This is a genomic window from Enterococcus sp. MMGLQ5-1 (genome assembly GCF_013155265.1).
GTDB lineage: Bacteria > Bacillota > Bacilli > Lactobacillales > Streptococcaceae > MMGLQ5-1.
Genome location: NZ_JABJXU010000017.1, coordinates 1 through 24,980, shown reverse-complemented (window position 1 = coordinate 24,980; position 24,980 = coordinate 1). Strand labels below are relative to the sequence as shown.

General features: G+C 38.3%; 20 protein-coding genes and 1 pseudogene. 20 read left to right on the top strand and 1 reads right to left on the bottom strand.

Features of this window, described 5'->3' with window-relative positions:
* The first annotated feature begins 14 nt into the window (after positions 1 to 14).
* From HOY35_RS13535 to HOY35_RS12280, 7 genes and pseudogenes are all read left to right on the top strand, one after another.
* The gene (locus HOY35_RS13535) at positions 15 to 1,229 is read left to right on the top strand and encodes a hypothetical protein (protein WP_349627513.1); all 1,215 of its coding nucleotides are present in this window, start codon (positions 15 to 17) and stop codon (positions 1,227 to 1,229) included.
* 159 nt (positions 1,230 to 1,388) lie between these two features.
* Positions 1,389 to 1,997 carry a TetR/AcrR family transcriptional regulator gene (locus tag HOY35_RS12305; protein ID WP_172214370.1) on the top strand — a complete coding sequence of 203 codons (609 nt, stop codon included), beginning with the start codon at positions 1,389 to 1,391 and terminating at the stop codon, positions 1,995 to 1,997.
* Between the two features lie 7 nt (positions 1,998 to 2,004).
* A complete protein-coding gene (locus tag HOY35_RS12300) occupies positions 2,005 to 2,820 on the top strand; it encodes an N-acyl homoserine lactonase family protein (protein ID WP_172214368.1) in 816 nt (271 codons plus the stop codon).
* A gap of 226 nt (positions 2,821 to 3,046) precedes the next feature.
* A pseudogene (locus HOY35_RS12295) lies at positions 3,047 to 3,426 on the top strand (ATP-binding cassette domain-containing protein); the annotation flags it as partial.
* A gap of 161 nt (positions 3,427 to 3,587) precedes the next feature.
* On the top strand, positions 3,588 to 4,163 hold the full coding sequence (locus HOY35_RS12290; RefSeq protein ID WP_172214366.1) for an NAD(P)-dependent oxidoreductase: 576 nt from the start codon (positions 3,588 to 3,590) through the stop codon (positions 4,161 to 4,163).
* Positions 4,164 to 4,220: 57 nt separating this feature from the next.
* A complete protein-coding gene (locus HOY35_RS12285; RefSeq protein WP_172214364.1) occupies positions 4,221 to 4,676 on the top strand; it encodes a hypothetical protein in 456 nt (151 codons plus the stop codon).
* Between the two features lie 347 nt (positions 4,677 to 5,023).
* Positions 5,024 to 5,665 carry a hypothetical protein gene (locus HOY35_RS12280; protein ID WP_172214362.1) on the top strand — a complete coding sequence of 214 codons (642 nt, stop codon included), beginning with the start codon at positions 5,024 to 5,026 and terminating at the stop codon, positions 5,663 to 5,665.
* Positions 5,666 to 6,003: 338 nt separating this feature from the next.
* Here the strand turns inward: HOY35_RS12280 and HOY35_RS12275 are convergent, their stop codons facing one another.
* Entirely contained in the window at positions 6,004 to 6,210 is a 207-nt protein-coding gene (locus tag HOY35_RS12275; protein ID WP_172214360.1) for a hypothetical protein, read from the bottom strand.
* 352 nt (positions 6,211 to 6,562) lie between these two features.
* On the opposite strand from HOY35_RS12275, the gene HOY35_RS12270 reads away from it, so the two are divergent.
* The 13 genes from HOY35_RS12270 to HOY35_RS12210 all read left to right on the top strand — a co-directional run.
* The gene (locus HOY35_RS12270; RefSeq protein ID WP_172214358.1) at positions 6,563 to 7,069 is read left to right on the top strand and encodes an RNA polymerase sigma factor; all 507 of its coding nucleotides are present in this window, start codon (positions 6,563 to 6,565) and stop codon (positions 7,067 to 7,069) included.
* 4 nt (positions 7,070 to 7,073) lie between these two features.
* On the top strand, positions 7,074 to 8,162 hold the full coding sequence (locus tag HOY35_RS12265; protein WP_172214356.1) for a DUF4179 domain-containing protein: 1,089 nt from the start codon (positions 7,074 to 7,076) through the stop codon (positions 8,160 to 8,162).
* 345 nt (positions 8,163 to 8,507) lie between these two features.
* On the top strand, positions 8,508 to 11,141 hold the full coding sequence (locus HOY35_RS12260) for a cation-translocating P-type ATPase (RefSeq protein ID WP_172214354.1): 2,634 nt from the start codon (positions 8,508 to 8,510) through the stop codon (positions 11,139 to 11,141).
* 256 nt (positions 11,142 to 11,397) lie between these two features.
* Positions 11,398 to 11,709, top strand: coding sequence for a hypothetical protein (locus HOY35_RS12255; RefSeq protein WP_172214352.1), 312 nt, complete (start codon positions 11,398 to 11,400; stop codon positions 11,707 to 11,709).
* 131 nt (positions 11,710 to 11,840) lie between these two features.
* A complete protein-coding gene (gene ligA, locus HOY35_RS12250) occupies positions 11,841 to 13,820 on the top strand; it encodes an NAD-dependent DNA ligase LigA (RefSeq protein WP_172214350.1) in 1,980 nt (659 codons plus the stop codon).
* Between the two features lie 18 nt (positions 13,821 to 13,838).
* Positions 13,839 to 15,278: an Asp-tRNA(Asn)/Glu-tRNA(Gln) amidotransferase subunit GatB gene (gatB, locus tag HOY35_RS12245; protein ID WP_172214348.1), complete on the top strand. Its 1,440-nt coding sequence runs from the start codon at positions 13,839 to 13,841 to the stop codon at positions 15,276 to 15,278.
* On the top strand, positions 15,279 to 16,295 hold the full coding sequence (locus HOY35_RS12240) for a diacylglycerol kinase (protein WP_172214346.1): 1,017 nt from the start codon (positions 15,279 to 15,281) through the stop codon (positions 16,293 to 16,295).
* 44 nt (positions 16,296 to 16,339) lie between these two features.
* Positions 16,340 to 16,855, top strand: a complete 516-nt coding sequence (msrA, locus tag HOY35_RS12235; RefSeq protein ID WP_172214344.1) for a peptide-methionine (S)-S-oxide reductase MsrA — start codon at positions 16,340 to 16,342, stop codon at positions 16,853 to 16,855.
* Entirely contained in the window at positions 16,845 to 17,066 is a 222-nt protein-coding gene (locus HOY35_RS12230; RefSeq protein WP_172214342.1) for a YozE family protein, read from the top strand. The genes msrA and HOY35_RS12230 overlap by 11 nt, the downstream gene beginning before the upstream one ends.
* 210 nt (positions 17,067 to 17,276) lie before the next feature.
* Positions 17,277 to 18,542: a UDP-N-acetylglucosamine 1-carboxyvinyltransferase gene (locus tag HOY35_RS12225; RefSeq protein ID WP_172214340.1), complete on the top strand. Its 1,266-nt coding sequence runs from the start codon at positions 17,277 to 17,279 to the stop codon at positions 18,540 to 18,542.
* Between the two features lie 70 nt (positions 18,543 to 18,612).
* Positions 18,613 to 19,908 carry a transcription termination factor Rho gene (gene rho / locus HOY35_RS12220; protein WP_172214338.1) on the top strand — a complete coding sequence of 432 codons (1,296 nt, stop codon included), beginning with the start codon at positions 18,613 to 18,615 and terminating at the stop codon, positions 19,906 to 19,908.
* 284 nt (positions 19,909 to 20,192) lie between these two features.
* Positions 20,193 to 20,339: a hypothetical protein gene (locus HOY35_RS12215; RefSeq protein ID WP_172285848.1), complete on the top strand. Its 147-nt coding sequence runs from the start codon at positions 20,193 to 20,195 to the stop codon at positions 20,337 to 20,339.
* 346 nt (positions 20,340 to 20,685) lie between these two features.
* Positions 20,686 to 24,980, top strand: a 4,295-nt coding sequence (locus tag HOY35_RS12210; RefSeq protein ID WP_172214550.1) for an InlB B-repeat-containing protein, incomplete at its 3' end; no start/stop codon positions are given.

Below are 24,980 nucleotides of genomic sequence, written 5' to 3'. Positions count from 1 at the left end.
CTTTGCGGCAAATAGTGGGCTTAAATAATACGGTAATTGTTGTTGAACATGATTTTGAAATTATTCGTTCAGCAGATTTTATTGTTGAATTTGGAAAAACTGGGGGTTCCGAAGGTGGTCATATTATTTCAAAAGGTCATTTTAATGAATTGATTGAAGATAATCAGTCAATCACTGGGCAATATCTTAGCGGCAAAATGGCGATACCGATTCCAAAATTTAGAAGAATTGGTAATGGTAAAGAATTAACAATTACCAATATTAAAGAATTAAATTTAAAAAATATCTGTGTTTCTTTGCCATTAGGAAAATTCATTGCAATTACAGGTGTTTCTGGGTCTGGAAAATCTACCCTGGTGAATAAAGTAATTGGTGGAGCGATTGCAAATTCACTATATAATAGCAAAAGAATTGTCGGAAAATTTGATGAAATCATAGGAATGGAAGAGATTAAAGATCTAGTGAGAATTGATCAAGCACCAATTGGCAAAAATAATAGATCAAATTTAGCGACTTATTGTGGTCTATTTGATAACATCAGAACGCTTTTTTCTAAAACAAATGCTGCAAAAGTCCGAGGTTACCAGGCAAGAAGATTTTCCTATAATGTTAAAGGCGGAAGATGTGAAACTTGTGAAGGTGAAGGAATTAAAAAAGTTGATATGTCTCTTTTACCTGATATCTTTATTATTTGTGATGTTTGCCACGGCAAACAGTTTAATTCTGAAACTTTAGAAGTTCAATATAAAGGTAAAAATATTGCAGAAGTGCTTAAAATGTCAGTATCAGAAGCGCTTATTTTTTTTCAAACTTATCCATCTATTAAAAGAAAACTAGAGGTTTTTGAAAAAATTGGCTTAGGCTACTTACAGTTGGGTCAACCAGCATCTACATTATCCGGCGGAGAAGCCCAACGGATTAAGTTGGGTACTGAACTTGCTAAAGTAAAGAAAAAAGGTGCCTTATATATTTTAGATGAACCGACTAATGGGTTGAATATCACTGATATTCAAAAATTAATTGACGTTTTGCAAAATTTAGTTGATAAAGGCAATACTGTTTTAGTCATTGAGCATAAAATGGATTTAATTAAAACAGTTGACCATATAATTGATCTTGGACCTGAAGGTGGGGAGAAAGGCGGTCACATCATTAGTGCAGGTACACCGGAAGAGGTTGCAGCGTCCGCTAATAGTGTGACCGGATATTATTTAAAAAATTATCTTTAATTTGTCCTCGAATTTTTAATTAATAAATAAAATATTTGAAAAAGTCGATTGTTAATAATTGGCTTTTTTTAATGTTTTAAAAAGTATTTTAAATTTGATTTTTATAATTATTGATGATATTGTTTAATTGAACAAAAATTCAATGAAAGGTTGATCAATTTGTCAAAAATAACACAACGCGACATTCAAGCAATAGAAACACGCCAAAAAATTCTGGATTCTGCATTGGAACAATTCTCACTGCATGGCTATTCTGCAACTACCACAAGAATGATAAACCGAAATATTGGCATATCTGATGGGCTACTTTATCATTATTTTCCAAAAGGTAAGCATCAAATTTTAAGTATTTTATTAGAAACAAAAATCGATGAGATTTTGCAAGATATGGAAGCTGATAATAAGAAATTACAATCATTCAATTTGAGGGAGCTGCTTAATTATTTATTCAAAAGAATTAACAAGCTTTATGAAGCGCATGAGCAAATCATTCGTGTACTATTTAAAGAATTTGATTCTTTTAAACGAGAAGAATGTAATTTATTGACTGAAAAATTAGTTTATCGAAAAAGAGAATTACCTAGTATATTGAAGGAACGTTATGAAAATGGTGAAATAAAATTAATCGACTTTGAGAAAGCAAGTGATGTTTTATGTACGACAATGCTTGGTTATCTTTTTTCAAAAATTTTGGGATTTGATTCACCTTTAGATGATTTAACATATCGGCAGTCGACGATTGATTATCAAGTAAGCTTATGGGAGTAGAAGGTGGATGAGGGCTAATGAGATCAAAATAAATATTCTACATACTGGTATCGTAGAAATCGATAAATCATTAATGTTTCGCGATGAATCACGAACCCCTTTTGGTTTTACGCGCATTGGTCGTTCTATAAAGCAAAGAGTATTGGTGCCAGTTTCGAGCTATTTAATTCAACATCCTGCTGGAACAATTCTGATTGATACTGGATGGGGGAAACAGGTGAGACAGCTCAAGCATCAATGGATTTCTCCAGTTGCTAAAAGCTATCTACCGCAAGGCTGGTCGATTGATGAGCAGCTTGAAAAATTTAAATTGAAACCAGAAAATTTAGATGTAGTCATATTGAGTCATTTAGATTCGGACCATATTGGTGGCTTACAATTAGTTAAAAAAGCTAAGAAGTTTTTAGTTCATGAAAATGAGTTAGCGGCTGTCGTTAAAAATCCGATTCGTTATCGCAAAAAAGAATGGCAAGGTATTAAACTTGATGCTATTGTTACTAGTCAATTTAATAATTATTTTAATAGAGCCTCTTTTGACGTATTTGGTGATGGTAGTGTACTTATTTTTTTAACTTCTGGTCATAGTAGGGGATTGTCTTCTGTGGTTGTTAGAAATCAAGCTGGCAAGTTTGTTGTTTTTGCTTCAGATACAGGCTATGCCAAAGATTCTTGGGAGAGTATGCGTTTACCTGGAATTCTATATCGTAAAAAAGAAGCGGTTGAATCCTTAGCCTGGATTCGTCAGATATCTAATTATCCAGAATGCCAAGGTGTTTTTGCAAATCATGATCCGGATATTTTAGAGCAAACGATTTTATTGTAATCGTTTTAAAAAAGCATTTCTATTGAGTGTTCAAAAAGAATATGGTCGAATCATTAATTATTGGTAAGGAGCTTGTCATTTTGTTAAAACTAAAAAATATAAAAAAACTTATCAAGTTGGAGAAATTACGACCAAAGCACTTGACGATATTTCCGTTTCTTTTTGAAAACAAGAATTTGTAGCAGTTTTAGGAAAGAGTGGTTCAGATAAAACGACCACATTAAATATTATTGGTGGCATAGACCAATATGATTCTGGAGATTTAATTATCAGGGGTAAATCAACTAGTCAGTTTAAAGATAAAGATTGGGACGCATCCAGAAATAACTCAATTGGCTTTGTTTTTCAAAGTTATAATCTAATCAATCATTCGAGTATTGTCGATAATATTGAGCTAGGTATGACATTAAGTGGTGTTAATGTCAAAGTTAAACATGAAAAAGCAATTGAAGTCTTGAAAAAGTTGGGTTAGAAGCACACTTACATAAAAAACCGAATCAATTATCTGGTGGTCAACAGCAACGGGTAGCAATAGCAAGAGTACTCGTTAACGATCCTGAAATATTATTGTGTGATGAACCTATTGGTGCGCTTGATACAGCAACTTGAATTCAAATTATGAATCTGATTAAGTCATTATCCTTTTATAAAAGGAATTAATTTAAACGCATTCGTTATTTATTTGTAATTTTTTTACACTTCTTTATCATATCAAGATATAGAATATGATAAAGAAAAAAATATCTTAAGATTGGAAGGAAGCAAAAATGACAAATATTGTATTATTAGGTGGTAATGGCTATATTGGCAGATATACGACAGAAAATTGGCTAAAAAAAGATAAAACGGCGAATTTTTATGTTATTTCGCGTTCTGGGAATAACAAATTAAAGCATCCGAACCTCTATAATTATCAAGCAGATGTGACAGACTATCAAGCCGTTAGAAAGCTATTGCCAGAAAAGATTGATTATATCATTGACTTTATTGGTCGACCAGAAAAAGATGCGGCAAAGTTTAAGCAGGTTAATAATTTGCCTGCCGAAGTAATGCTTAAAATTGCCAAGGAAAAACAGGTCAAAGCCATGGGCTTTATTGGTGGACAACTCGGGCCAAAATCATTTCTTGAAGGGAAACAAAAAATTGGTAGCCAGTTGCAAGCTTCTGGTATTCCAACAGTAATTGTTGAACCAACTGTTGTCTATGGTGGTGATCGCTCTGATGCACTGGCAAAACTTGTACCCGTTTTTAAAGTTTTAGGCTTATTTGTTAAAAATATGAAACCAGTACATGTAGATCAGGTTAGCAATGAGATGGTAAGTAAGATGACAGCGATTAATTAATACAAATTTAAATGATTAATATTTATGATTGTCAGTGAAATATGGAGAACATCAAATATGGTATCTACACATATTGAAGTAAATAAAATTATTCAGGCGCCAATCGATGACTGTTTTAATTGGTTCTATTATAGCGATAATTTTGTTAAATCACTAATGGTTTTCGTCTGCAAACCGCAATTTAAAGGCAAATATGGAATTGGCTCTAGGCGAATCGTTTTAACGGTGGCTGGTTTGTTTAAAGAAGAGATTGTTTCGGTCAAAAAGCAACAAGAGATTCATTACAAGGTATATCAATCATTTCCAAAAGTTATTCAAGATAATAATATAATTTATTTTCAAGCAATTAGCTCAAAAGAAACACAAATTAACTGGTCAATTGAATTATCTGTCAAAGCTGGATGTCTTTCAGAATTTTTAACAAAAGTTGGTGGTAAGTTAGCCTCTGAACTTTACGATTCAATTTTAAATGCTTCTCAAAAAGAACTAAGACTTGCTAGTAAAAAATTTTAAACCTATTAATTTATTAATTATTAATCAATTGAAAAATTTCTAAATCAAGATTTCTTTGAATGATACAATAATTAATTATTTATGAATTTTAATTTTGGAGGATTGTTTGCAGAATAGTTGCTGTTTTGATTGGACTATTTATAGATTGCCAAAAGAGAAATTAAAAAAATTAATAGAAGACTAGTGACAAAATTTTTAGAAATAACTCCTTTTTAGATTAATAAATACTGCTCTTTTTTGTGACTAGCCATACATTATTATTTTCTTATAAATTTAATTAAGTAATTATGTTTACACTTACTAATAATTAGTGTAATATACAATAGTCAGAAAATTTTGGAGGAAGAATGAAAAAGAATAAATTAATGGTTGGCGGATTTTTATTAGTAGCTGTATTTGCATTATTAGTGGGTACCATTTCTGTATATGCTGGAGGTAGTGTTTTTTGGGGTGGTGAAAGTGACGTTCAGTCTATTTCAAAATCATTAGAGACGCTCTCAAGCAATATTAAAACTAAAAAAGCACAAATTACTGATTTGAATAATTCATTAACAACTGCTCAAAATAATTTGAGCATTGCAAACCAAAGTGTTGATACCTATAAAAATTCAGTCTCAAGCTATGAAAGTCAAATTCAAAGCTTAAATAATCAATTAGATTCAAAAACTGGAGAGATTGCAGGCAAACAACAAGAGATTCAACAAAAGGTTGTTGAAATTCAGCAAAAAATTGAAGAAGGTAATGTGAAGGTTGCCGAAAAGCAAAAAGAGGTTGATGGTAAACAGCAAGAGATTAGTAACATTAACAATCAATTGAGCGAAACTAATTCAAAATTAAATGATTTACAAAATAAGTATAATCAACAATCAAATGAGTTAGCCCAAAAGGATCAAACGATTGCTGACTATGCTGAAAAATTAAAAAAAGCTCAGGATGAAGTGTCTACTCTAAAACAAAAGGCTGATCAATTAGTCAACGAAAATCAATGATAGGTTATTAAAGCTTCGCAATGCGAGGCTTTTTTTGTTTTTCATTTAGGCTATGTTTAATTGCTAATAATTATTAAATACTGTTCAAAACGACAAAAATTTTGCTACTATTTTGATTTTATCTAATCGTGTTAAGGCTCTATCACTACTGTTCTTGGGGTATAAAATTAATAGCACCACAATTGGCTTCTTCAGTTGTAAAATCGGCTCATTTGAGATAGCTAAATAATTATTCAATTATCACATCACTATGTGAGGTACTGTATTGCTGGACTGCTCTTAAAGCAAGGCTTTACCATTCTTGATTAAGATTGACAATTGTTGATTCGATAACCTTTTCAAATAGCCCTGGTTTCATCATCGTTAGTCTCCTTCGTGCTGGTTTCAGCTTCAGAGGCTATGCTTTCACCCTCACCTTGAGTTGCTCCCTCTAAATTATTAGCAGCTATTCCTGTGTTAGAAGCTTCAGTATCAACCGAGTGCTGTGCTATCTTTGCTTTGCTTGTAGCTTCATTTGTTCTTGGGATTTGGCAGTAAAAGTCCAATTACAAAAAAGGCGCCCCTAAAATAAAAGGACTAATATTATTGTCTTCATTTTCTTTTACGTTTTAAAAGGTTAAAAATTAATATTAAAATACGGATCACAAAAATGCCAATACCTAATAGTCCAAAAAATAAATTCATAAGAAAGTTTCCTAAGTAGTTAATAGCATCAATTTAATTATAATTCATTTATATTATATTCTATCATTTTGCGATAATAAAATAATTTAAAGATAATAAAATATTTTATTGATTAGATATAATAGTGATAGCGTGACAAAAAATTTAATTTAGCTTGAAACCTTTTATTAAAAAATGATGTCTAATAGGTGTGTCAGTGAAAGAGGGAGATGTATGGAGAAGAGACAGCAAATTAGATTAGTAAAAAAAGCAAAGCAAGGAGATACAACGGCGTTTATTGAATTATGTGAAAGCTATCAAGAGGTTATCTATAATTCGGCATATAAAATATTATTGAACAATCATGATGTTGCAGATTGCCTGCAAGAAACCGAAATAAAAGCGTGGCAAAAAATTAGTCAGCTCAGGAATGAGGCAAGCTTCAATACTTGGTTTTTTTCAATTATGCTCAATTTAGCAAAGGATATTCTGAAGAAAAGAGAGGCTTCAGTTGAATTTGAGGAACAATTTGCCGGTACGACTTCTTATCATGATGATGAAAATGATTTAACACAGGCATTAAATTATTTATCAGAAATCTATCGAATACCACTTGTTTTGCATTATTATGCTGGCTTTAAGATTCAAGAAATTGCCGAGCAATTGCAGCTTTCTGAAAATACGGTCAAAACGCGCTTAGCACGAGGTCGGGCTAAATTAAAATTATTATTGAGGGAGTGAGATAATGGATAAGAAGGTCTTACAGGCTTTAAAAGAAGAAGTGAAAATACCTGAAAAGGTTTTGGGAAAAATAACTGAAGGGCGAGCAAAGATTATACAAGGGCAAGTTTTACAAGAAAAACCATCTAAAAAATCAAGAAAAATTGGTAAGCTAATTATTACCTTGGCAATTGCTGCTTCGATTTTATTAATATTAATTACCAAAAATCCAGTTAGCGCGGCGATTGAAAATGCTTTTGGGATTAGTCGTGATTCCGGTGTCGCAACGATTGAAGACCAAGGGATTGCCGATCAAATGGATTTAGTCAGCACTCAGAATGGACAAGAAATTAAGCTGACTAAGTTTGTTGCAACAAAGAAAAAGTTTGCCTTTGATTATCAGTTTAAAATTGAGGATAAAAAATTAAAGGAGCTCTTGGATAAAATGAGTGCGGCAGATGTTAAATGGCAAGATATTCAGCTTGGTTTATTTGCAGAGGGTAACGACGAGAATTTATTTGGTGGCGTATCTTTAAAATCAACTTATGAGGTTAAAAATGGGTACTTTTACGGCACTGTTATTGCAAACTTTATTAATGAAACAATTCCTGATAATGCAAAATTAATACTACACATCTATCAATTAGCATGGGTCGATCAAGCTGAGCTTGAACGGGCAAAAAATGATGCTGAAAATAATAATATAAATTATTATTCAGTCCCAAATGCCTTGGTTTATCAAGGTGATTGGCAATATCAGATTGACAATCCAATCTTGACTCAGGTGGCAAACACTGAAATATTCGATGTCAATCAAATTAGCGATATTAAAACGAAGGGTGATGCCTTGCAAACCTCTGTTAAGTTCAATATTCCAACCATTAATGATGAATTAGAATTTCCAAGTATCGATGTTAAGGCTTATAAAAACGGCGTTGAGGTTGCTGGAAGTGATATGATTAGCAAACAAGTTGATGATCAAACTCAGATTAGTATCTGGATTGATTTAAGCGCCTTGGATACAAGCTCAGTATATGAAATTAAGGTCTTTCAGGTGGATGTGGCAAATGATGTCGCTGACGAAATTGGACATTTTAAGCTGAAGAATAAATGATTGGATTATTAATGCAATATTCTGATATTATTCAGTGACGACTTAGTTTTTTAAGATTATTTATATTTTAAATATAATCTTTTTCGATTTTTAAAGTTGACGCACCTAGTCTCATAGTATAATATATTATTTATATCTCTTAGGGGAGTAACCGGTAGCGATAGGCTACGATAATATCAACAATTAGTCGCGGCTAGTTATGTGACTGAAACCTGTTAATTGCTTGCAATTTTCTGGTATTATATTAAACGGTAAGACCTAAGGTAATTAGTAGTGCTTTGACTATTAGTTGCCTTAGGTCTTTTTCATATCCTAAGAGATGTATGAAAAATTAAGGAGGCGTTTATGCAAAAAAAGGCATATTATCAACAGGATTTAGAAGAATTATATCAACAGTTAGGGGCGTCTTCTGATGGATTAACAACAAAAGAGGCTGAGAACAAGCTTGAACTTGATGGCTATAATGAGCTTAAGGCTAAAAAGAAAGTGCCAACTTGGCAATTATTTTTAGAAACCTTTAAGGATGCAATGGTGATTGTCTTATTAATCGTTGCTGTTATCCAAATGCTAATGGGGTCAGTAGTTGAGTCCGTTGTTATTTTAGCCGTTTTATTATTAAATTCAGTCGTTAGTGTAATTCAGACTAAAAAGGCTGAAAATTCTTTGGATGCTTTAAAAAAGCTATCTTCGCCTAATGCAAAGGTCTTGCGGAATCAAGAGAACCTTTCGATTCCAGCCCGTGAGGTTGTGGTCGGAGATGTTATTCTCTTAGATGCAGGCGATTTTGTGCCAGCTGATGGCCGTTTGATTGAAGAAAGTAGCTTAAAAATAGATGAAGGGGCATTAACTGGTGAATCAGTACCCGCTGAAAAGGATCTTAAAACAATTGGTGAAGTAGTACCTGTTGGTGATCGAATTAATATGGCATTCAGCGGTACCTTGGTTGTTTACGGTAGAGGGAAGCTTCTCGTAACGAATACGGGCACAACGACGGAAATCGGAAAGGTCGCTGATTTATTGGAAAATGCCGATAATCAAGCGACACCACTTCAACAAAATTTAAATCGTTTTTCACAAAAGCTCGGCTTAGCTGTTTTAGGGCTTTCAGTTTTAATATTTGTAATTCAATTAGCCAGAATCTTTTTTGAAGCGCCAGCTGATGTTTGGCCAAGCATTATCAATGCTTTTATGTTTGCTATTGCGGTCGCTGTAGCAGCAATCCCTGAAGCACTTCAGTCAATTGTTACAATTGTACTTTCTCTAGGAACTAAGCAAATGACTAAGGCACATGCGATTGTTCGTAAGCTCTCGGCAGTTGAAACCTTAGGCTCCACTAGTATCATTTGTACAGATAAAACAGGTACCTTAACACAGAATAAAATGACAGTGGTCGATGCTTATTTACCTAATAATGACCATTCATTTAAAACGTCAGATTTGACTAATCAAGAAAAATGGTTATTACGATCGGCTGTTTTGGCCAATGATGCAGCAATTAATGAGGCGGGCAAAAAAATTGGTGATCCAACAGAAATCGCCCTGATTGATTTTGGTAGCCAAAAGCAAATTGAAGCTGCTCAGCTACGCCAAACCTATCCGCGCCTTAATGAGCTACCCTTTGATTCAAAACGTAAGCTGATGTCGACAGTTCATGAAATTGATAACGAGCTAGTCTTATTAGTTAAAGGGGCGCCAGATGTGGTTTTCAATCGCAGTAATCAAATCTTGACTAACGATGGCGTTCGACAAATGACAGACGAAGATTTGGCAGCACTTCGTGAGAAAAATGAAGCCTTTTCCAATCGCGCTCTGCGTGTTTTAGCATTTGCCTATCGACCAATAAATAGTCAAGGGATTGATTTTGATACTGAAAATGATCTGATATTTATTGGCTTATTAGCAATGATTGATCCCCCACGTGAAGAAGTTTATGAAGCAATTAAGCAGGCAAAAAGTGCGGGTATTAAACCAATTATGATTACAGGTGACCACAAAACAACGGCACGGGCAATCGCTGAACAAATTGGTTTATATGAAAAAGGCGATTTGGCACTAACTGGCGCAGAGCTGGACAATTTGTCAGAAGCGGAGCTGAATGCAACTTTGGCCAATGTTTCCGTTTATGCAAGGGTTTCACCAGAAAACAAAATTAGGATTGTCAAGGCTTGGCAAGAAAAAGGTCATATCTCGGCGATGACTGGTGATGGGGTCAACGATGCCCCAGCTTTAAAGCAGGCTAATATCGGCATTGCGATGGGTACCGGTACGGAGGTTGCTAAGGATGCTTCGGCGATGGTTTTAACCGATGACAACTTTGCTTCAATTGTTAAAGCAATCGGTGTTGGTCGTAATGTTTATGACAACATTAAAAAATCGGTTTCCTATTTATTTGCAGGTAACCTGGGTGCGATTATTACGATTATTTTTGCTCTATTAATGGATTGGACGAATTCATTTACGGCGTTACAATTATTATTTATTAATTTAGCTAATGATTCAGTGCCAGCAATCGCCTTAGGTAATGAAAAGGCAGAGCCCAATATTATGGCGCGTAAGCCTCGTAATCCTAAAGCAGGTATTTTTTCAGGCTCAACCTTAATTTCGGTGACTTACCGTGGTATTTTAATTGGCGCGGTCGTGATTATGGCACAATGGATTGGCATGCAGCATTCAGAGGCAATGGGCGTTGCGATGTCTTTTTCAACCTTAATCTTGGCTAGAACCTTGCAAATTCTACCAGCACGCTCAAATAGCCAGACGGCAATTTCTGCCGGCTTCTTTACTAATAAGGCTGTTTTATATGCGTTGCTATTTTGTGGCCTGCTGTATGGCTTTACCTTATTGCCATTTATTAGACCAATTTTTTCAGTACCCGCAAGCTTTGGCTGGTCTCAGTTTTTAATTTCATTTGGCTTAGCGTTAATTGCGACGATTTTAATGGAAATTTCAAAGGTTGTGATTAATAAGGTGAAAAAATAATTTTTTATTTATTATGTACCAAAATGCAGCTGCTATCCTTGCTGATTATGGATGTAGCCAACCGCTTTCTTGTAAATATCCCAATCTTTCTCGGAAAGATCGGGATATTCATGTTGAACTAAAAGAAGCTCGAATTTACACTGTGGGACTTTTTTGTTATTTTATATATAATAGTAAAAGTGAGGTGTGAAAGTTGAAGCAATTTTTGGTGATAGCTGGTTTAGTGTTAATTGTACTTATTTCAGGAGGCCTTTTAATGAAAAATCTGCAGGGTAATCATGAAACGGATTGGCTATCGGGTAGCTGGCAGGCCAAGGCGGCTGAAGATGGTCAACCTTTTCAAATTGAAATATTAAATAATAATCAAATTAATTTTCAAACAGATGGGACGAGTGTGAAGTTAACTCGTTTAAATCAAAATAGTGAAACTGCTTTTGTCTATCAAGATTCAGCCGGCGGGAAGTATAAATTTATCAAGCTAGCTAAAAAGCAGCTTAAATTTGTTTTTACAGCCAAAAAAGGACTGCTTGGCACAACGAATGCCATTGTCTATCAAAAAGTAGAATAAATCAATTAATCATCATATTTTATTATATGGTGATATTTTTTGCTAATGATTATTTATAATTTTTTAAAGGAATAGCCGAGAAATTGACAATAAGCCTTAGTTTTTTGTTAAAATGAATTTTGAGGTGTGATATGACAGAAAAAGAAAGAATCGCTGAATTAGTGGCTGAGCTTAATCAGTATGCTAAGGCGTATTATGTATTAGATCAGCCATCAATTAGCGATGCCGAATATGATCGACGATATCAAGAATTGACGCAGCTAGAAAAAAAATTTCCTGAATTCGTTTTAGCTAGCTCACCAACGAAGCGTGTTGGCGGGGTTGTTTTAGCAGGATTTGAAAAGGTAGTCCATGAGATACCACTTTATTCGCTCTCTGATGTATTTTCAAAAGAGGCATTATATACCTTTGATTCACGAATTAGAAAATTAACGAATCAGACCTTTAATTATATTTGCGAACTAAAAATTGATGGGCTTTCGGTGTCCTTGCGCTATCAATCAGGCAAATTTTTATTAGGTGCGACTCGTGGCGATGGTACAGTCGGTGAAAATATTACTGAAAATTTAAAAACGATTCAAAATATGCCCCTATCAATTGCTGAGCCACTTGATATTGAAGTACGTGGCGAGGCATATATGCCAAAGCAGTCCTTCATTAAATTAAATGAGGGACGCCAAAATGAAGGCTTAGCGACCTTCGCCAATCCACGAAATGCGGCCGCTGGCTCATTAAGACAATTAGATACTAAGGTTACTGCAAAACGGAATCTGGCGACTTTTATGTATCAGGTGGCTGGTGAAAATATTGCAGCTACCCAGTCCGAAACGCTTGAAAGGCTTGATAAACTTGGCTTTTCCATTAATCATGATTATCAGGTTTGTGAAACAATTGATGAGGTATGGACTTTTATTGAAGCAATGTCGGAAAAGCGCCATCAGCTACCTTATGAAATTGATGGCATTGTGATTAAAGTCAATCAATTTGCCATCCAATCAGAAATGGGCTTTACGGTTAAAGCGCCTCGTTGGGCAACCGCCTATAAATTTCCGGCTGAAGAAGTTGAAGCAGTCGTTCAATCTATAGATTGGCCGGTTGGCAGAACAGGTGTCGTGACACCAACGGCAAATTTAAAGCCAGTTCAAATCGCAGGCACAACGGTTGCACGTGCCACCCTGCACAATGTAGATAATATAAAAGCGAAGGATATTCGCATACATGATACAGTTATTTTATATAAAGCTGGTGACATTATTCCAGCCATCAGCCATGTGGTTTTAGCGAAAAGACCAGCTGATAGTCAAGCATTAGAAATCCCAGCCCTTTGTCCTGTCTGCCAATCGCCATTGATTCACTTAGACGATGAGGTCGCTTTGCGCTGTATCAATCCAATGTGTCAGGCGCAGCTAAAGGAACAGCTTGCTCACTTTGTTTCACGTAATGCGATGAACATTGCAGGTTTAGGACCACGTGTGATTGAACAATTGTATAAAAATCAGCTAATCAAGGATGTTGCGGATTTATATCAGCTTAAATTTGATGACTTAATTAATTTGGATAAAATCAAGGAAAAGTCAGCGAATAATCTTTTAACGGCAATTGAGGCGTCGAAGAAAAATTCTGTTGAAAAATTAATTTTTGGCTTGGGTATTCGTCATGTCGGCGCCAAGGTTGCGAAGCTATTAGCCGAACATTTTGGGAGCTTAGAAAGCGTGATGCAGGCTGATTATGATTCAGTCGCTGAAATTGCTGGCTTAGGTCAGGCAATTGCTGAAAGCCTGACGACCTATTTTAAAAATGAACAGGTTAAATTGCTGATAAACCAGCTTAAGAGCTGTGGTTTAAACTTTGAATATCTTGGTAAAAAGCCAGCATCCGATTCAGAATTTTCAGGTCAAACAATTGTTTTAACCGGTAAATTAGAGCATTATTCGCGTAATGATTTAAAATCAATTCTGGAGTCGCTCGGTGCGCAGGTGACAGGATCTGTTTCTAAAAAAACGGATTTAGTCGTCGCTGGTGAAGAGGCAGGCAGTAAGCTAACGAAGGCAGAGTCACTTGGCATACAGGTTATTAATGAGGCTGAACTATTAGAAAAACTAGGCAAATAGATGAAGAGGGTTGCATAAATGAACTTTGAAACAGTAATCGGACTAGAGGTCCACGTTGAATTAAAGACTAATTCTAAAATTTTTTCACCTGCTCCAGCACATTTTGGCAATCAGCCTAATGAGTCGACCAATATTATTGATTGGGGCTTTCCGGGAATGCTACCTGTTATTAATCGTCAGGTGATTGAGGATGGTATTATCTTAGCTAAGGCTTTAAATATGTCAATCCATCAGAAGATGCATTTTGACCGTAAAAATTATTTTTACCCAGATAATCCTAAGGCTTACCAAATCTCACAATTTGACGAGCCTATTGGCTATAATGGGCGGATTGAAATTGAGCTACCAGATGGTGCAACTAAAGAAATTCGGATTGAACGGGCACACTTAGAAGAGGATGCTGGGAAAAATACGCATGGCACGAACGGTTATTCTTATGTCGATTTGAATCGTCAGGGTGTACCACTAATTGAAATCGTTTCTGAAGCTGATATGCGCTCACCAGAAGAGGCCTATGCCTATTTGGAGGCGCTAAAGCAGATTGTGCTTTATACTGGGATTTCAGATGTGAAGATGGAGGAAGGCTCAATGCGGGTGGATGCCAATATTTCGTTGCGTCCTTATGGTCAAGAGGCCTTTGGGGTTAAGACGGAGCTTAAAAATCTTAATTCCTTTAGCTTTGTTAAAAAGGGTCTACAATATGAAATTGAACGCCAGGCGAAAGTTTTACGCAGTGGTGGCGAAATTCAGCAGGAAACGAGACGCTATGATGAAGCAACAGGTCACACCATCTTGATGCGGGTCAAGGAAGGTTCCTCTGATTACCGTTATTTTCCAGAGCCGGATTTACCTGTTTTTAATATCTCGGATCAATGGATTGAAACAGTGGCTCGTCAATTACCTAAATTACCTAAGGCACGTCGTCAGTATTATATTGAAAAATTAGGTATCACGGCCTATGATGCTCATGTGCTAACCTTAACCAAAGAGATGTCAGACTTATTTGAAGCGACTGTTGCACTTAAAACAGATGCCAAGCAGGCAGCAAATTGGCTAATGGGTGAGGTGAGTCAATATTTAAACGCTCAAAGAGCTGAGCTTTCAGAAACAAAATTAACTGCTGAAAAATTACATGACTTAGTTATTGCGATTAGTGACGGTACAATTTCATCTAAGATGGCAAAAAAAGTCTTTATCGAAGTGATTCAAACCAATCAATCGGTGATTGAGGTGATTGAGGCTAAGGGCTTAAAACAGTTATCCTCTGAGGCTGAGCTAATGCCGTTTATTAATCAGGTTTTAGTAAATAACGAATCATCTGTGACCGATTATTTGGCAGGAAAGGACCGCGCTATTAAAGCCTTAATGGGTCAAATCATGAAGGCGACTAAGGGACAGGCGAATCCTGAAAAGGTAACCGAATTATTGTTGGCAGCCCTTGAAGCTAGGAGGGGATAAATGGCAAAGGCTAGAGTAATTTACAATCCAAAGTCTGGTAAAGAGCAAATGAAAAAAAATTTACCGGATATCCTAAATATTTTAGAATCAGAGGGCTATGAAGCAAGTGCTTTTGCGACAACTCCAGAGGTAGATTCAGCAAAAAATGAGGCTTATCGTTGCGCAAGAGCGGGCTTTGAACTATTAGTCGTGGCTGGTGGTGATGGTACAATCAATGAGGTAGTTAATGGTATTGCACCATTGAGACGTCGACCTAAAATGGCGATTATTCCCGGTGGAACAACGAATGACTACGCTAGGGCCCTGATGATTCCAAGAAATAATCCAGTTGAGGCGATTCAGCTCATCAAGAAAAAGCAAACGATCAAGATGGATATCGGTAAAGCGGCAGATAACTATTTTATTAATATCGCAGCCGGTGGTGCTTTGACTGAATTAACCTATGATGTTTCTAGCGAGCTTAAAACTGCCTTTGGCTATTTAGCCTATTTGGCAAAGGGTGCTGAGATATTACCGAGAATCAAGCCAGTTAAGATGAAGATTACCTATGATGATGGCATTTTTGAGGGCTATGCTTCCATGTTTTTTGTGGCTTTGACTAATTCGGTTGGTGGCTTTGAAAAAATTGTACCCGATGCGACACTTGATGATGGCAATTTTTCATTAATTATTGTTAAAACTGCTAATGTGTTTGAAATTTTACATTTAGTCGCTTTAATGAACACAGGCAAGCATATTTATGATAAACGAATTATTTATGTCAAAACTAGCAAAGTAAAGGTTAAGCTACTTGAAGCTGAGCGAATGATGATTAATATTGATGGTGAGTACGGTGGTGATGCACCGATGACCTTTAGAAATTTGAAAAATCACATTGAAATATTTGCTAATATTGATGAAATGAGTGATGCTGCGGTGATTGGTCATTATGATGAGGAAGAAGAAAAATATGCTCAGGTTAAATCTGAATTAATTAAAGAGCTTGAGGAAATTGATAAAACGAAAAATGATTCATAGTCATATAGTATTATAAATAATTGATGAAGTTAAGGAGGTTTGGCATGGAAAAAGCAATTTTCGCAGGCGGCTGTTTTTGGTGTATGGTTAAGCCATTTGATAGCTTGGCAGGCATTGAAAGTGTGGTCAGTGGCTATACTGGTGGTCACGTAGCGCATCCAACATACGAGCAGGTGCTGACACATACAACGGGGCATACTGAGGCTGTTGAAATCACCTATGATCCCGCAATTTTTCCTTATGAAAAATTAGTCGAAATATACTGGCAGCAGACAGATCCAACGGATGCGCTTGGACAGTTTGAGGATCGTGGTGATAATTATCGTCCTGTTATTTTTTATAAAAATGAAGCGCAAAGATTGATTGCCGAAAAAAGCAAAGCAGCCTTAGCGCGCTCAGGTAGATTTTCAAAGCCTATTGTGACGACCATTGAGCCCGCCTCTGCCTTTTGGCCAGCTGAAGACTATCACCAAGATTTTTATAAACGGGATCGATTGCGATATCAGCTTTCCAGTCAGACTCGTCATCGTTTTTTAAAGGAGAACTGGGATGAGACGTAGCTTTTACCATTATATGATGACCAAACGTGTTGCGAAAGTTCAATCACCGATTGATGAGCTGGCAGATGCGATGTTCTATGATGATGCCTTTCCAAAGCAATCAACTGATTTTAATCAGGTCAGTCGCTATTTTGAAGATCATGTAGATTATCTAAAGAGCCTATCAATCTTTGATCAGGCTTGGGAGGAATATTTATCAAGTGAGGCTTAGGACGAATTTGTCCGAGCCTTTTTTTATTTTGTCTTTGTAAAAATATATTTTAAATGACAATTTTATGTTAGAATAGTATGATATGTTCTGCTTTTGGGTGATAAGCTAGCTTATTAACGGTAGGCTATGAATAATCATTTTCCTAGAAACCTAGCGAAACATAGTTAATTAATTATGAATTTATAAAGAAAATAAAAGTGAGTGAATATCATGCGAAAAATTGTAATCAATGGTGGTAAGCGTCTAAAGGGCGAAGTAACAATTAGTGGTGCAAAAAATTCAGTTGTGGCATTAATTCCTGCGATTATTTTAGCGGAAGAACCAGTTATTTTAGAGGGTGTACCCGACATTTCTGATGTTGAAAGCTTGAAGGATATCATGCTAATGATGGGTGCAAAAATTAAGCAAGACGGTGACAGCTTGGAGATTGATCCACGTCATATTAAATCAATGCCAATGCCTTATGGTAAAATTAATTCCTTACGGGCCTCATATTATTTTATGGGGAGTCTTTTGGGGCGCTTTGGTGAAGCACGCGTTGGCTTGCCCGGTGGCTGCGATTTGGGTCCACGACCAATTGATTTGCATATTAAAGGCTTTGAGGCGCTTGGTGCCAAGGTTGAATATGAAGATGGCGCAATGCATTTAAAGGCCAATCAAAACGGTCTAAAGGGTACCTATATTTTTATGGATTTGGTTTCAGTTGGTGCAACGATTAATGTGATGCTAGCCGCAGTGAAGGCCAAGGGCAAAACAATTATTGAAAATGCAGCGAGAGAGCCTGAAATTATTGATGTGGCAACCTTATTAAATAATATGGGGGCTAAAATCCGTGGTGCAGGTACTAATGAAATTCGGATTGAAGGCGTTGAGCACCTAAAGGGGACTCGGCATATGGTCATTCCCGATCGCATTGAGGCGGGAACATATATTGCTTTGGCTGCAGGTCAAGGCGATGGCATTAAAATTGATAACGTTATTTACGAGCACCTAGAAAGCTTTATTGCTAAGCTAGAGGAAATGGGCGTTGAAATGACGATCAGTGAGGATTCAATTTTTGTGAATCCAAGTCGTTCACTTAAGATGATTGATATTAAAACCTATCAATATCCCGGCTTTGCAACTGACCTGCAACAGCCAATTACACCATTAATGCTTAAGGCAGTTGGCTATGGTAAAATCAAAGATTCAATTTATGAAAAAAGAGTTAACCATGTGCCTGAGCTTGCTAGAATGGGTGCAAAAATCGAAGTTAAGGGAAACACGATTTATCTCGAAGGCGATAATCATCTACATGGGACCGATGTGACAGCAACAGACTTAAGAGCAGGTGCTTGTTTAGTGGTGGCCGGCTTATTCGCTGAAGGTACAACCACGATTCATAATATTGAATTTATTTTACGTGGTTATAGTGATATTATCGAAAAATTGCAAGGGCTTGGTGCTGATATAAAAATTGTCGATAGTGACGAGTAGCTGAATTAAGTAAGGAAGATTTTGATTAAAATAATCAAAAGTTATTATTAATAACTTTACAGGAGAATGAATGGCAAACGATTTTTTAACAATGAGCGAATTAGAGCATTCAACTTTAAAAGTGATTTATGAATATGCGAAAAAGTTTAAAATAACTAATTACAGCAAAATGAATAAAAAAGAGCTGTCCTTAGCCGTCTTGCGTGCACAGGCAGAAATTCAAGGCTTTTTCGTGATGGATGGTGTTTTGGACCTAATCACAACACGTGACCGAGAAACCAGTCGAACGGAAGTTTTTGGTCTATTGCGGCCAATTAATTATTCGCAAAGCGAAGAGGATGTCTATGTCTCTAATTCACAAATCACCAGATTTGGACTACGTGAGGGGGATTTGGTCTCAGGTAAGGTGAGACCACCAAAGGGTCGTGAGAAAAATTACGGTCTAATGCAGGTCGAGGCAGTCAATGGTAAAAATCCTGAGGATGCCAAAGAAAGACCGCATTTTCCTGCTCTAACTGCCCTCTATCCCGAAAGACAAATCAAATTGGAAACAACGGCTGGGCGACTCTCAACCCGAATGCTTGACTTATTTGCGCCGGTTGGCTTTGGCCAGCGTGGCTTGATTGTTGCACCGCCAAAGGCTGGTAAAACCTCGATTATTAAGGAAGTTGCAAACGGTATATCAGAAAATTATCCAGAGGCTGAATTAATTGTCTTACTCATTGATGAACGGCCTGAGGAGGTAACGGACCTTGAACGTTCAATCAAAGGTGAGGTTGTTTCTAGTACCTTTGACCGTGAGCCAATGCATCACGTTCGTGTTGCAGAGCTTGTATTAGAGCGTGCGATGCGCTTGGTAGAGGATAAGCGCGATGTCGTGATTTTGATGGATTCGATTACCCGTCTTGCCCGTGCCTATAATTTAGTGATTCCGCCAAGTGGTCGGACACTTTCTGGTGGGATTGATCCAGCCAGCTTTTTCAAGCCTAAAAAATTCTTTGGTGCCGCCAGAAATGTCGAAGAAGGTGGCTCATTAACAATTTTAGCAACGACCTTGGTCGATACAGGCTCAAGAATGGATGATGTCATTTACGAAGAGTTCAAAGGGACAGGTAACATGGAGCTACATCTTTCACGTGAATTGGCTGAGCGCCGTATCTTCCCTGCGATTGATATTAAAAAATCAGGTACCCGCCGTGAAGAGCTTTTAATGACAGCCGAGCAGCTTGAAGAAACATGGAAATTAAGAAATACGATGCAAGGTAATTCTTTAGAGTACACAGAGCAGTTTAATCAAATGCTGCGTCAAACTAAGGATAACGAAGCACTTTTAAAGGCTTTCAAAGGCTTAAAGGTCAAAAAATAATTTAATTATAATCAATAAAATAGACTAACCCTCAGAAGTTTGCAGTACGCTAATTTCTGAGGGCTTTTTGTGCCAACGCTCTCGGAAAAATTGGATAAACCGTCAAAATTTCTTAGAATTTGTGTGAATCCGGTATTGTTTCGCAGAAACAATGCCAAATTCACGTTAGGATTGCTAGATTCGTTGGCTTTCTTATCCAATATTTTCACTTCACTTAAAATTAAAATTAGGTTATAATAAATTAACTAAAATTTAATATAATTAGTATTGTGTTGGAGGTGAAAATGCTTATAATCCAGAGCAGAGCAGAGCAGAGCAGAGCAGAGCAGAGCAGAGCAGAGCAGAGCAGAGCAGAGCAGAGCAGAGCAGAGCAGAGCAGAGCAGAGCAGAGCAGAGCAGAGCAGAGCAGAGCAGAGCAGAGCAAAAATTAAAAGCGAAGTCGAAAGGCTTGCTTTTCAGCGTAGCGTTAAGTTTTGTCTTACATCATTGTGCGAACGCAGTGAGCGAGTGCAATCGCACTCAAACGGAGTTTTACAATTATGTGAGCCAGTTAGTCAGGAAGTCGAAAAGCTTGCTTTTCAGCGTCAAGTCGTGCTTCGCTCTTGGCTCTTGGCCGCAGCAGACTTATTTGTTGAAGCAAATAAAACGCACCAATTTATTTTTGCCTCAATTTCATTTTTTGATGACAGCTGACGACGGTTAGACATCAAATAGAATTAACATTTCAAGGGGATATAAATAACATGTTAAGCGTAAAATGAGAAAAGAGGCGTAAAAATGGAAAAGAAATTGATTCAAAAAAGTGCATTTATTATGGGCTGGCTGGTAGCAGTGCTGTTCTTTGGCACGTTATTAGTCAAGCCACAAATCAGCTATGCCTATGATGTGGTGACGGATATTGTCAAGGTCGAGGCGACTGAAGAGGGTGGCGATTTAAATAAAATTTATGAAAAATATAAAACAAGACATATTATCGAGCTAGCTAGCGGTACCTATACTTTGTCCGAATCATTAGCAATTAAAACACCGGTCTTGATTCGGGCAAAGGCTGGCTTGACAGCGGATGAGGTGATTATTGATGGTGGCGCAAAAGCAGAAACAGCAAGTGTTGATGATGAGGTCTGGCAGGCGCATCTCTATCTGATCGCTCAAGCGCTGGCAGGTGATGGTGAGACGATTGATCGCGACTGGCTGATTCACCTGCTTCCGATGGCACTGACCAAATACCCAGAGACTGAAACAGAACGTGGGGCAAAGCTGTGGCAGTGGGTACGGCGTGACCTACTCGACCTGCCTGAGAACTATCAAGGAGAAGCTGACGATTCGGATCAAAATAGTAACTTACCAGTAGAGGCCCCAGATTATCCTAATTACAAGGAGATTGGTTTAAAGGGTGAAACGCCCTTTGATATTCGTCAATCCTTGGTCTATGAGCGCAAGCAAGACTATTTCAACACGAATCGCACTAAAATGATTACAGCCTTTGAAGCAGCCTTTGACAGCGACTTTTCAACGACGGCCTTTAATCATCAGCTCCATATGGATAATCCCTATGCAATGCTCGAGGGAGTAACACTTCAGCACTTTATGGGCTTTCAAAGTCTAACACGCGATAAAAAGCTAGCAGCACTATCAAGTGCCTCGTTTGATTATTACAACGAATTGCTGCCAGAGCAAGCATCAGCAATTTCAATTAATGGCTCAATCAATCGGGTTAAAATTGTAAAAAATTGGATGGCTGACTACCTTGTGACCGATAATTTTGGGATTCATGATTTAAGGAATGGCGGTAGATATGGTTACGGTTCTTATTATGAGATCGGCATTTCATGCTTTAAAAGCTTTCCTAGTCCGATTGTGTCAGTTGATGGTGGTGGGGTTAGCAATTCACTGATTGCCTATAATGGCTATAATTATCAGTATGAGGGTCCGGATATTTATGGTAAATGGGGCTATACTACCTGGTTTAAGCAAAAGCTAAGCTATCATGTTGGTGACTATACAGCGGTTGCTGCTAATGGCTTTTCACGCTTCACGAATAGTACAATTGCTAATAACAATACTCAGCATAACTTTATTTCGCTTGGCGGCGATTTGCTGTTGCAAAATAATATTCTACTGACCTTGGCTGATGTGACTGAAGAAACCAGCAGCTATCGCTCCAAAGCAGTCCGAGTGTACGATGGAACATATAGTGCTGATGAAAGTCAGCTAGCAGGTTCTTGGCGAAACCCTACTAATCTAAACTATGCAACTGGTGGTAGGTATAATGAATATTATCCGCCAGCTTTTGCGACAGACGGTGCTGGATTGGTCAACTATGAACCCAATAGCAATCAGGAAAATGTGCATCAATGGTTTAAGCAGGTACCAGCAAAAACAACCGGCTACCGCAATCCAGATGGTTCTTCCAATGAAGCCTTGACTTTTGACTTCACGCCAAAAGCTGAGCAGCTGGTCGACCAAGGGGTTGATTGCTACTATCCACAGATTGGCTTAGATGCAAATGGTGCTTCACGCTTACAGGGTGTAAAGCCTGACCTTGGCGCCTATGAGTCAGCTGGCGAAGCACGTAATTGGCAGATTTCCGGTGTGACGGATGATTTTTATATCACGGTAGCTGGTGCCGGCAAAAAGGATGGCTCAAGCTGGGAAAATGCCTACGCCGGTGATAGTGATATCCAATACGGGATTATCCTTGCGCATCGTGCAGGCGCGAAAAATGTCTATGTCGGCTCAGGTGAGTTTCAGGTGCATGGCAAGCCCTATCTATATACTGGCTATGCGAACGGCTTTACCACTACCATTTGGGATGGGATTATCTTAGCCCCCGTGGCGGATAGCTTGATCAATGATCCTACACAGGGCATGAGCCTACACGGTCGCTTGGATGGCGGGGATAATCCGCAGACCATCTTCACGGGTCAGGTGTCTAGTATGCTGACCAGTGAAATAGGGACTTTCCCCTATACCAATCCGAGCAATGCTTCACCAGTAAACGCTAATCCAGTATACAGCTGGAGCAGTGGTAGCAGCAGTCCCTCTCATAGCGCACGAACGACCTATGGGACGCGTGTCCTTTCACAGGTTGAGCCAGTCAAGGCGACAGTTGAAGGGGTTGTCATTCAAAAGGGCTACGTGGCAACGATGCTCCCAACCAATGTCACTAAGAGTGAGTGGGGCTTTTGGACAATTTCAGAGGAAATTGCAGGGCACAATCTCGCCAAGGGTGGCGGCGGTGTCTATCTTTGGAACGGGACGATTAAAAAAAGTATTATCCGAAATAACTATGAGGCACGTGCCTTTATCAATCGTTATACCTGTGGGGGTGGTATCTTTTTAAACGATGGCTCAGTAATGGAGGATACGAAGGTCGTTGGTAACTATTCTGAAACGACGGGTGGCGGGGTGCTGACCGCTGGCAGCACGGTGATTAATCGCTCGCTCATCACAGGTAATGTTGCCTTTGAGGACGGCGGTGGGATTGCAACAGGCTCACAGCCGCTCTCTAAGCAAAGGAATAATCCCACTAAAATCTTAAATACCGTCATCAGCGGTAACTATGCACTCGGTTTAAAGTGGAATGCCGAGGCTAGCAATTTTCGTGCTTGGAAAATTGAGGCGGATTATACCAAGGGGCGAGGTGGTGGCATCCTTTTAAATGAAGCCTCCGAGGTCAAGCACTCAACGATTGCCAATAACTTTGCGCCACATGGTGATAATGTCTACTTGGCAGGCGGCTTATTGAAAAATACAGCCGTCTACTCAACACAGTATCCACAGATATTTTCGATGATTAATGGGGCTATTGCTAGTGGTTGGAATTCTGGATTTAGCGGTAGCTTTGCTAGTTTCTACCCAATGTATCTTCCAGATTTGCCAGCCTCACCACTCAGCAGTAATAGTGGTAATGCGCCGAGCATGGCAGCTCAAATCTTTAGATACTATCTTTGCGCTAATGGTCAGTCAATCGTTTATAGTCATTATACAAATCAAAGCATAACTGATATTGCGGTGGATCAAGCACTTTATGAGACGGATCCAGCCTTGAGCTCGCAGCTTGTCAACAGCGCCTTTAGGACAATGCGCACGGTTGGGACAAGTGATGGCGGCTTGCCTCCAAGCTCAACTCAGGTGGCACAACCAGCAGCTGTTGGGGTTAATAGTCAAATTTATCCACATATCAACGCCCTGCTAGCTGTCGGAAATCCTGATGGCACTGGAACACCCGAGTCTGTAGCTAATGTTCAACCAGTCAGTCAATATGTCTTACCTTACTATCAGTACATCATGAATAATGCTAGTAATGGCTATTCACTCCCTGTTGCAGCTCAGCTGGCGAAAAAAGGTGTTCAGGATCAGGATACGCTAAGGGATTACTTTGGTTTGGTGCGTGAAAATCAGGACATCGGTGCCTTTGCCTCGGATTATTTAGAGAATGGTGTGACCATTCGTTATGAAAAGGGGACGACTCGCGCGACAACTGGTTTACCTGAAGGGTGTGCTCTCGTATCAGGTCAGTCCTATCAGATTTCAAGCGGTCAGCCAGACAGTGGTGCAGGCTATGTCTTTACTGGTTGGCAGGCGGATGACGCGGCAAAAACGGTTTATCAAGCGGACGAAACGATTTCATCGATCACTCGTGATACAGTCTTGACAGCGCAATGGCGGGCAGTTCATACCGTCAGCTATGCGAGTGGCGCAGATGATGAAGCAATTGAACTGCCAGAAAACGAAACCGTCTTAGACGGTGATGACTATTCTATCTCAGCTAACGCGCCTAGCCGAGCTGGCTATCGGTTTACCGGCTGGCAGGCTGGAGAGACAACTTATCAACCAAATGACAGGCTTGAAAACGTGACAGCAGATGTGACGTTGACAGCACAATGGCAGGCAGCCTATAGTGTCAGCTACCAAGCGGGCACGACAGACGAGATAGAGAACTTACCCGCGACAGCGACGGTCTATCTAGGCGATGATTATCTCATTTCAAATAAAACACCAACCCGTGAGGGTCATGTCTTTACTGGCTGGCGTCAAGCAGAGACAGAAACAGCTTATCAGCCAAAGGA

Coding starts and splice junctions, on each gene's coding strand:
- HOY35_RS12300 (WP_172214368.1), top strand. CDS start 2,005: ATGAGGGCTAATGAGATCAAAATAAATATTCTACATACTGGTATCGTA.
- HOY35_RS12290 (WP_172214366.1), top strand. CDS start 3,588: ATGACAAATATTGTATTATTAGGTGGTAATGGCTATATTGGCAGATAT.
- HOY35_RS12285 (WP_172214364.1), top strand. CDS start 4,221: ATGGTATCTACACATATTGAAGTAAATAAAATTATTCAGGCGCCAATC.
- HOY35_RS12280 (WP_172214362.1), top strand. CDS start 5,024: ATGAAAAAGAATAAATTAATGGTTGGCGGATTTTTATTAGTAGCTGTA.
- HOY35_RS12270 (WP_172214358.1), top strand. CDS start 6,563: ATGGAGAAGAGACAGCAAATTAGATTAGTAAAAAAAGCAAAGCAAGGA.
- HOY35_RS12265 (WP_172214356.1), top strand. CDS start 7,074: ATGGATAAGAAGGTCTTACAGGCTTTAAAAGAAGAAGTGAAAATACCT.
- HOY35_RS12260 (WP_172214354.1), top strand. CDS start 8,508: ATGCAAAAAAAGGCATATTATCAACAGGATTTAGAAGAATTATATCAA.
- HOY35_RS12255 (WP_172214352.1), top strand. CDS start 11,398: ATGAAAAATCTGCAGGGTAATCATGAAACGGATTGGCTATCGGGTAGC.
- ligA (WP_172214350.1), top strand. CDS start 11,841: ATGACAGAAAAAGAAAGAATCGCTGAATTAGTGGCTGAGCTTAATCAG.
- gatB (WP_172214348.1), top strand. CDS start 13,839: ATGAACTTTGAAACAGTAATCGGACTAGAGGTCCACGTTGAATTAAAG.
- HOY35_RS12240 (WP_172214346.1), top strand. CDS start 15,279: ATGGCAAAGGCTAGAGTAATTTACAATCCAAAGTCTGGTAAAGAGCAA.
- msrA (WP_172214344.1), top strand. CDS start 16,340: ATGGAAAAAGCAATTTTCGCAGGCGGCTGTTTTTGGTGTATGGTTAAG.
- HOY35_RS12230 (WP_172214342.1), top strand. CDS start 16,845: ATGAGACGTAGCTTTTACCATTATATGATGACCAAACGTGTTGCGAAA.
- HOY35_RS12225 (WP_172214340.1), top strand. CDS start 17,277: ATGCGAAAAATTGTAATCAATGGTGGTAAGCGTCTAAAGGGCGAAGTA.
- rho (WP_172214338.1), top strand. CDS start 18,613: ATGGCAAACGATTTTTTAACAATGAGCGAATTAGAGCATTCAACTTTA.
- HOY35_RS12215 (WP_172285848.1), top strand. CDS start 20,193: ATGCTTATAATCCAGAGCAGAGCAGAGCAGAGCAGAGCAGAGCAGAGC.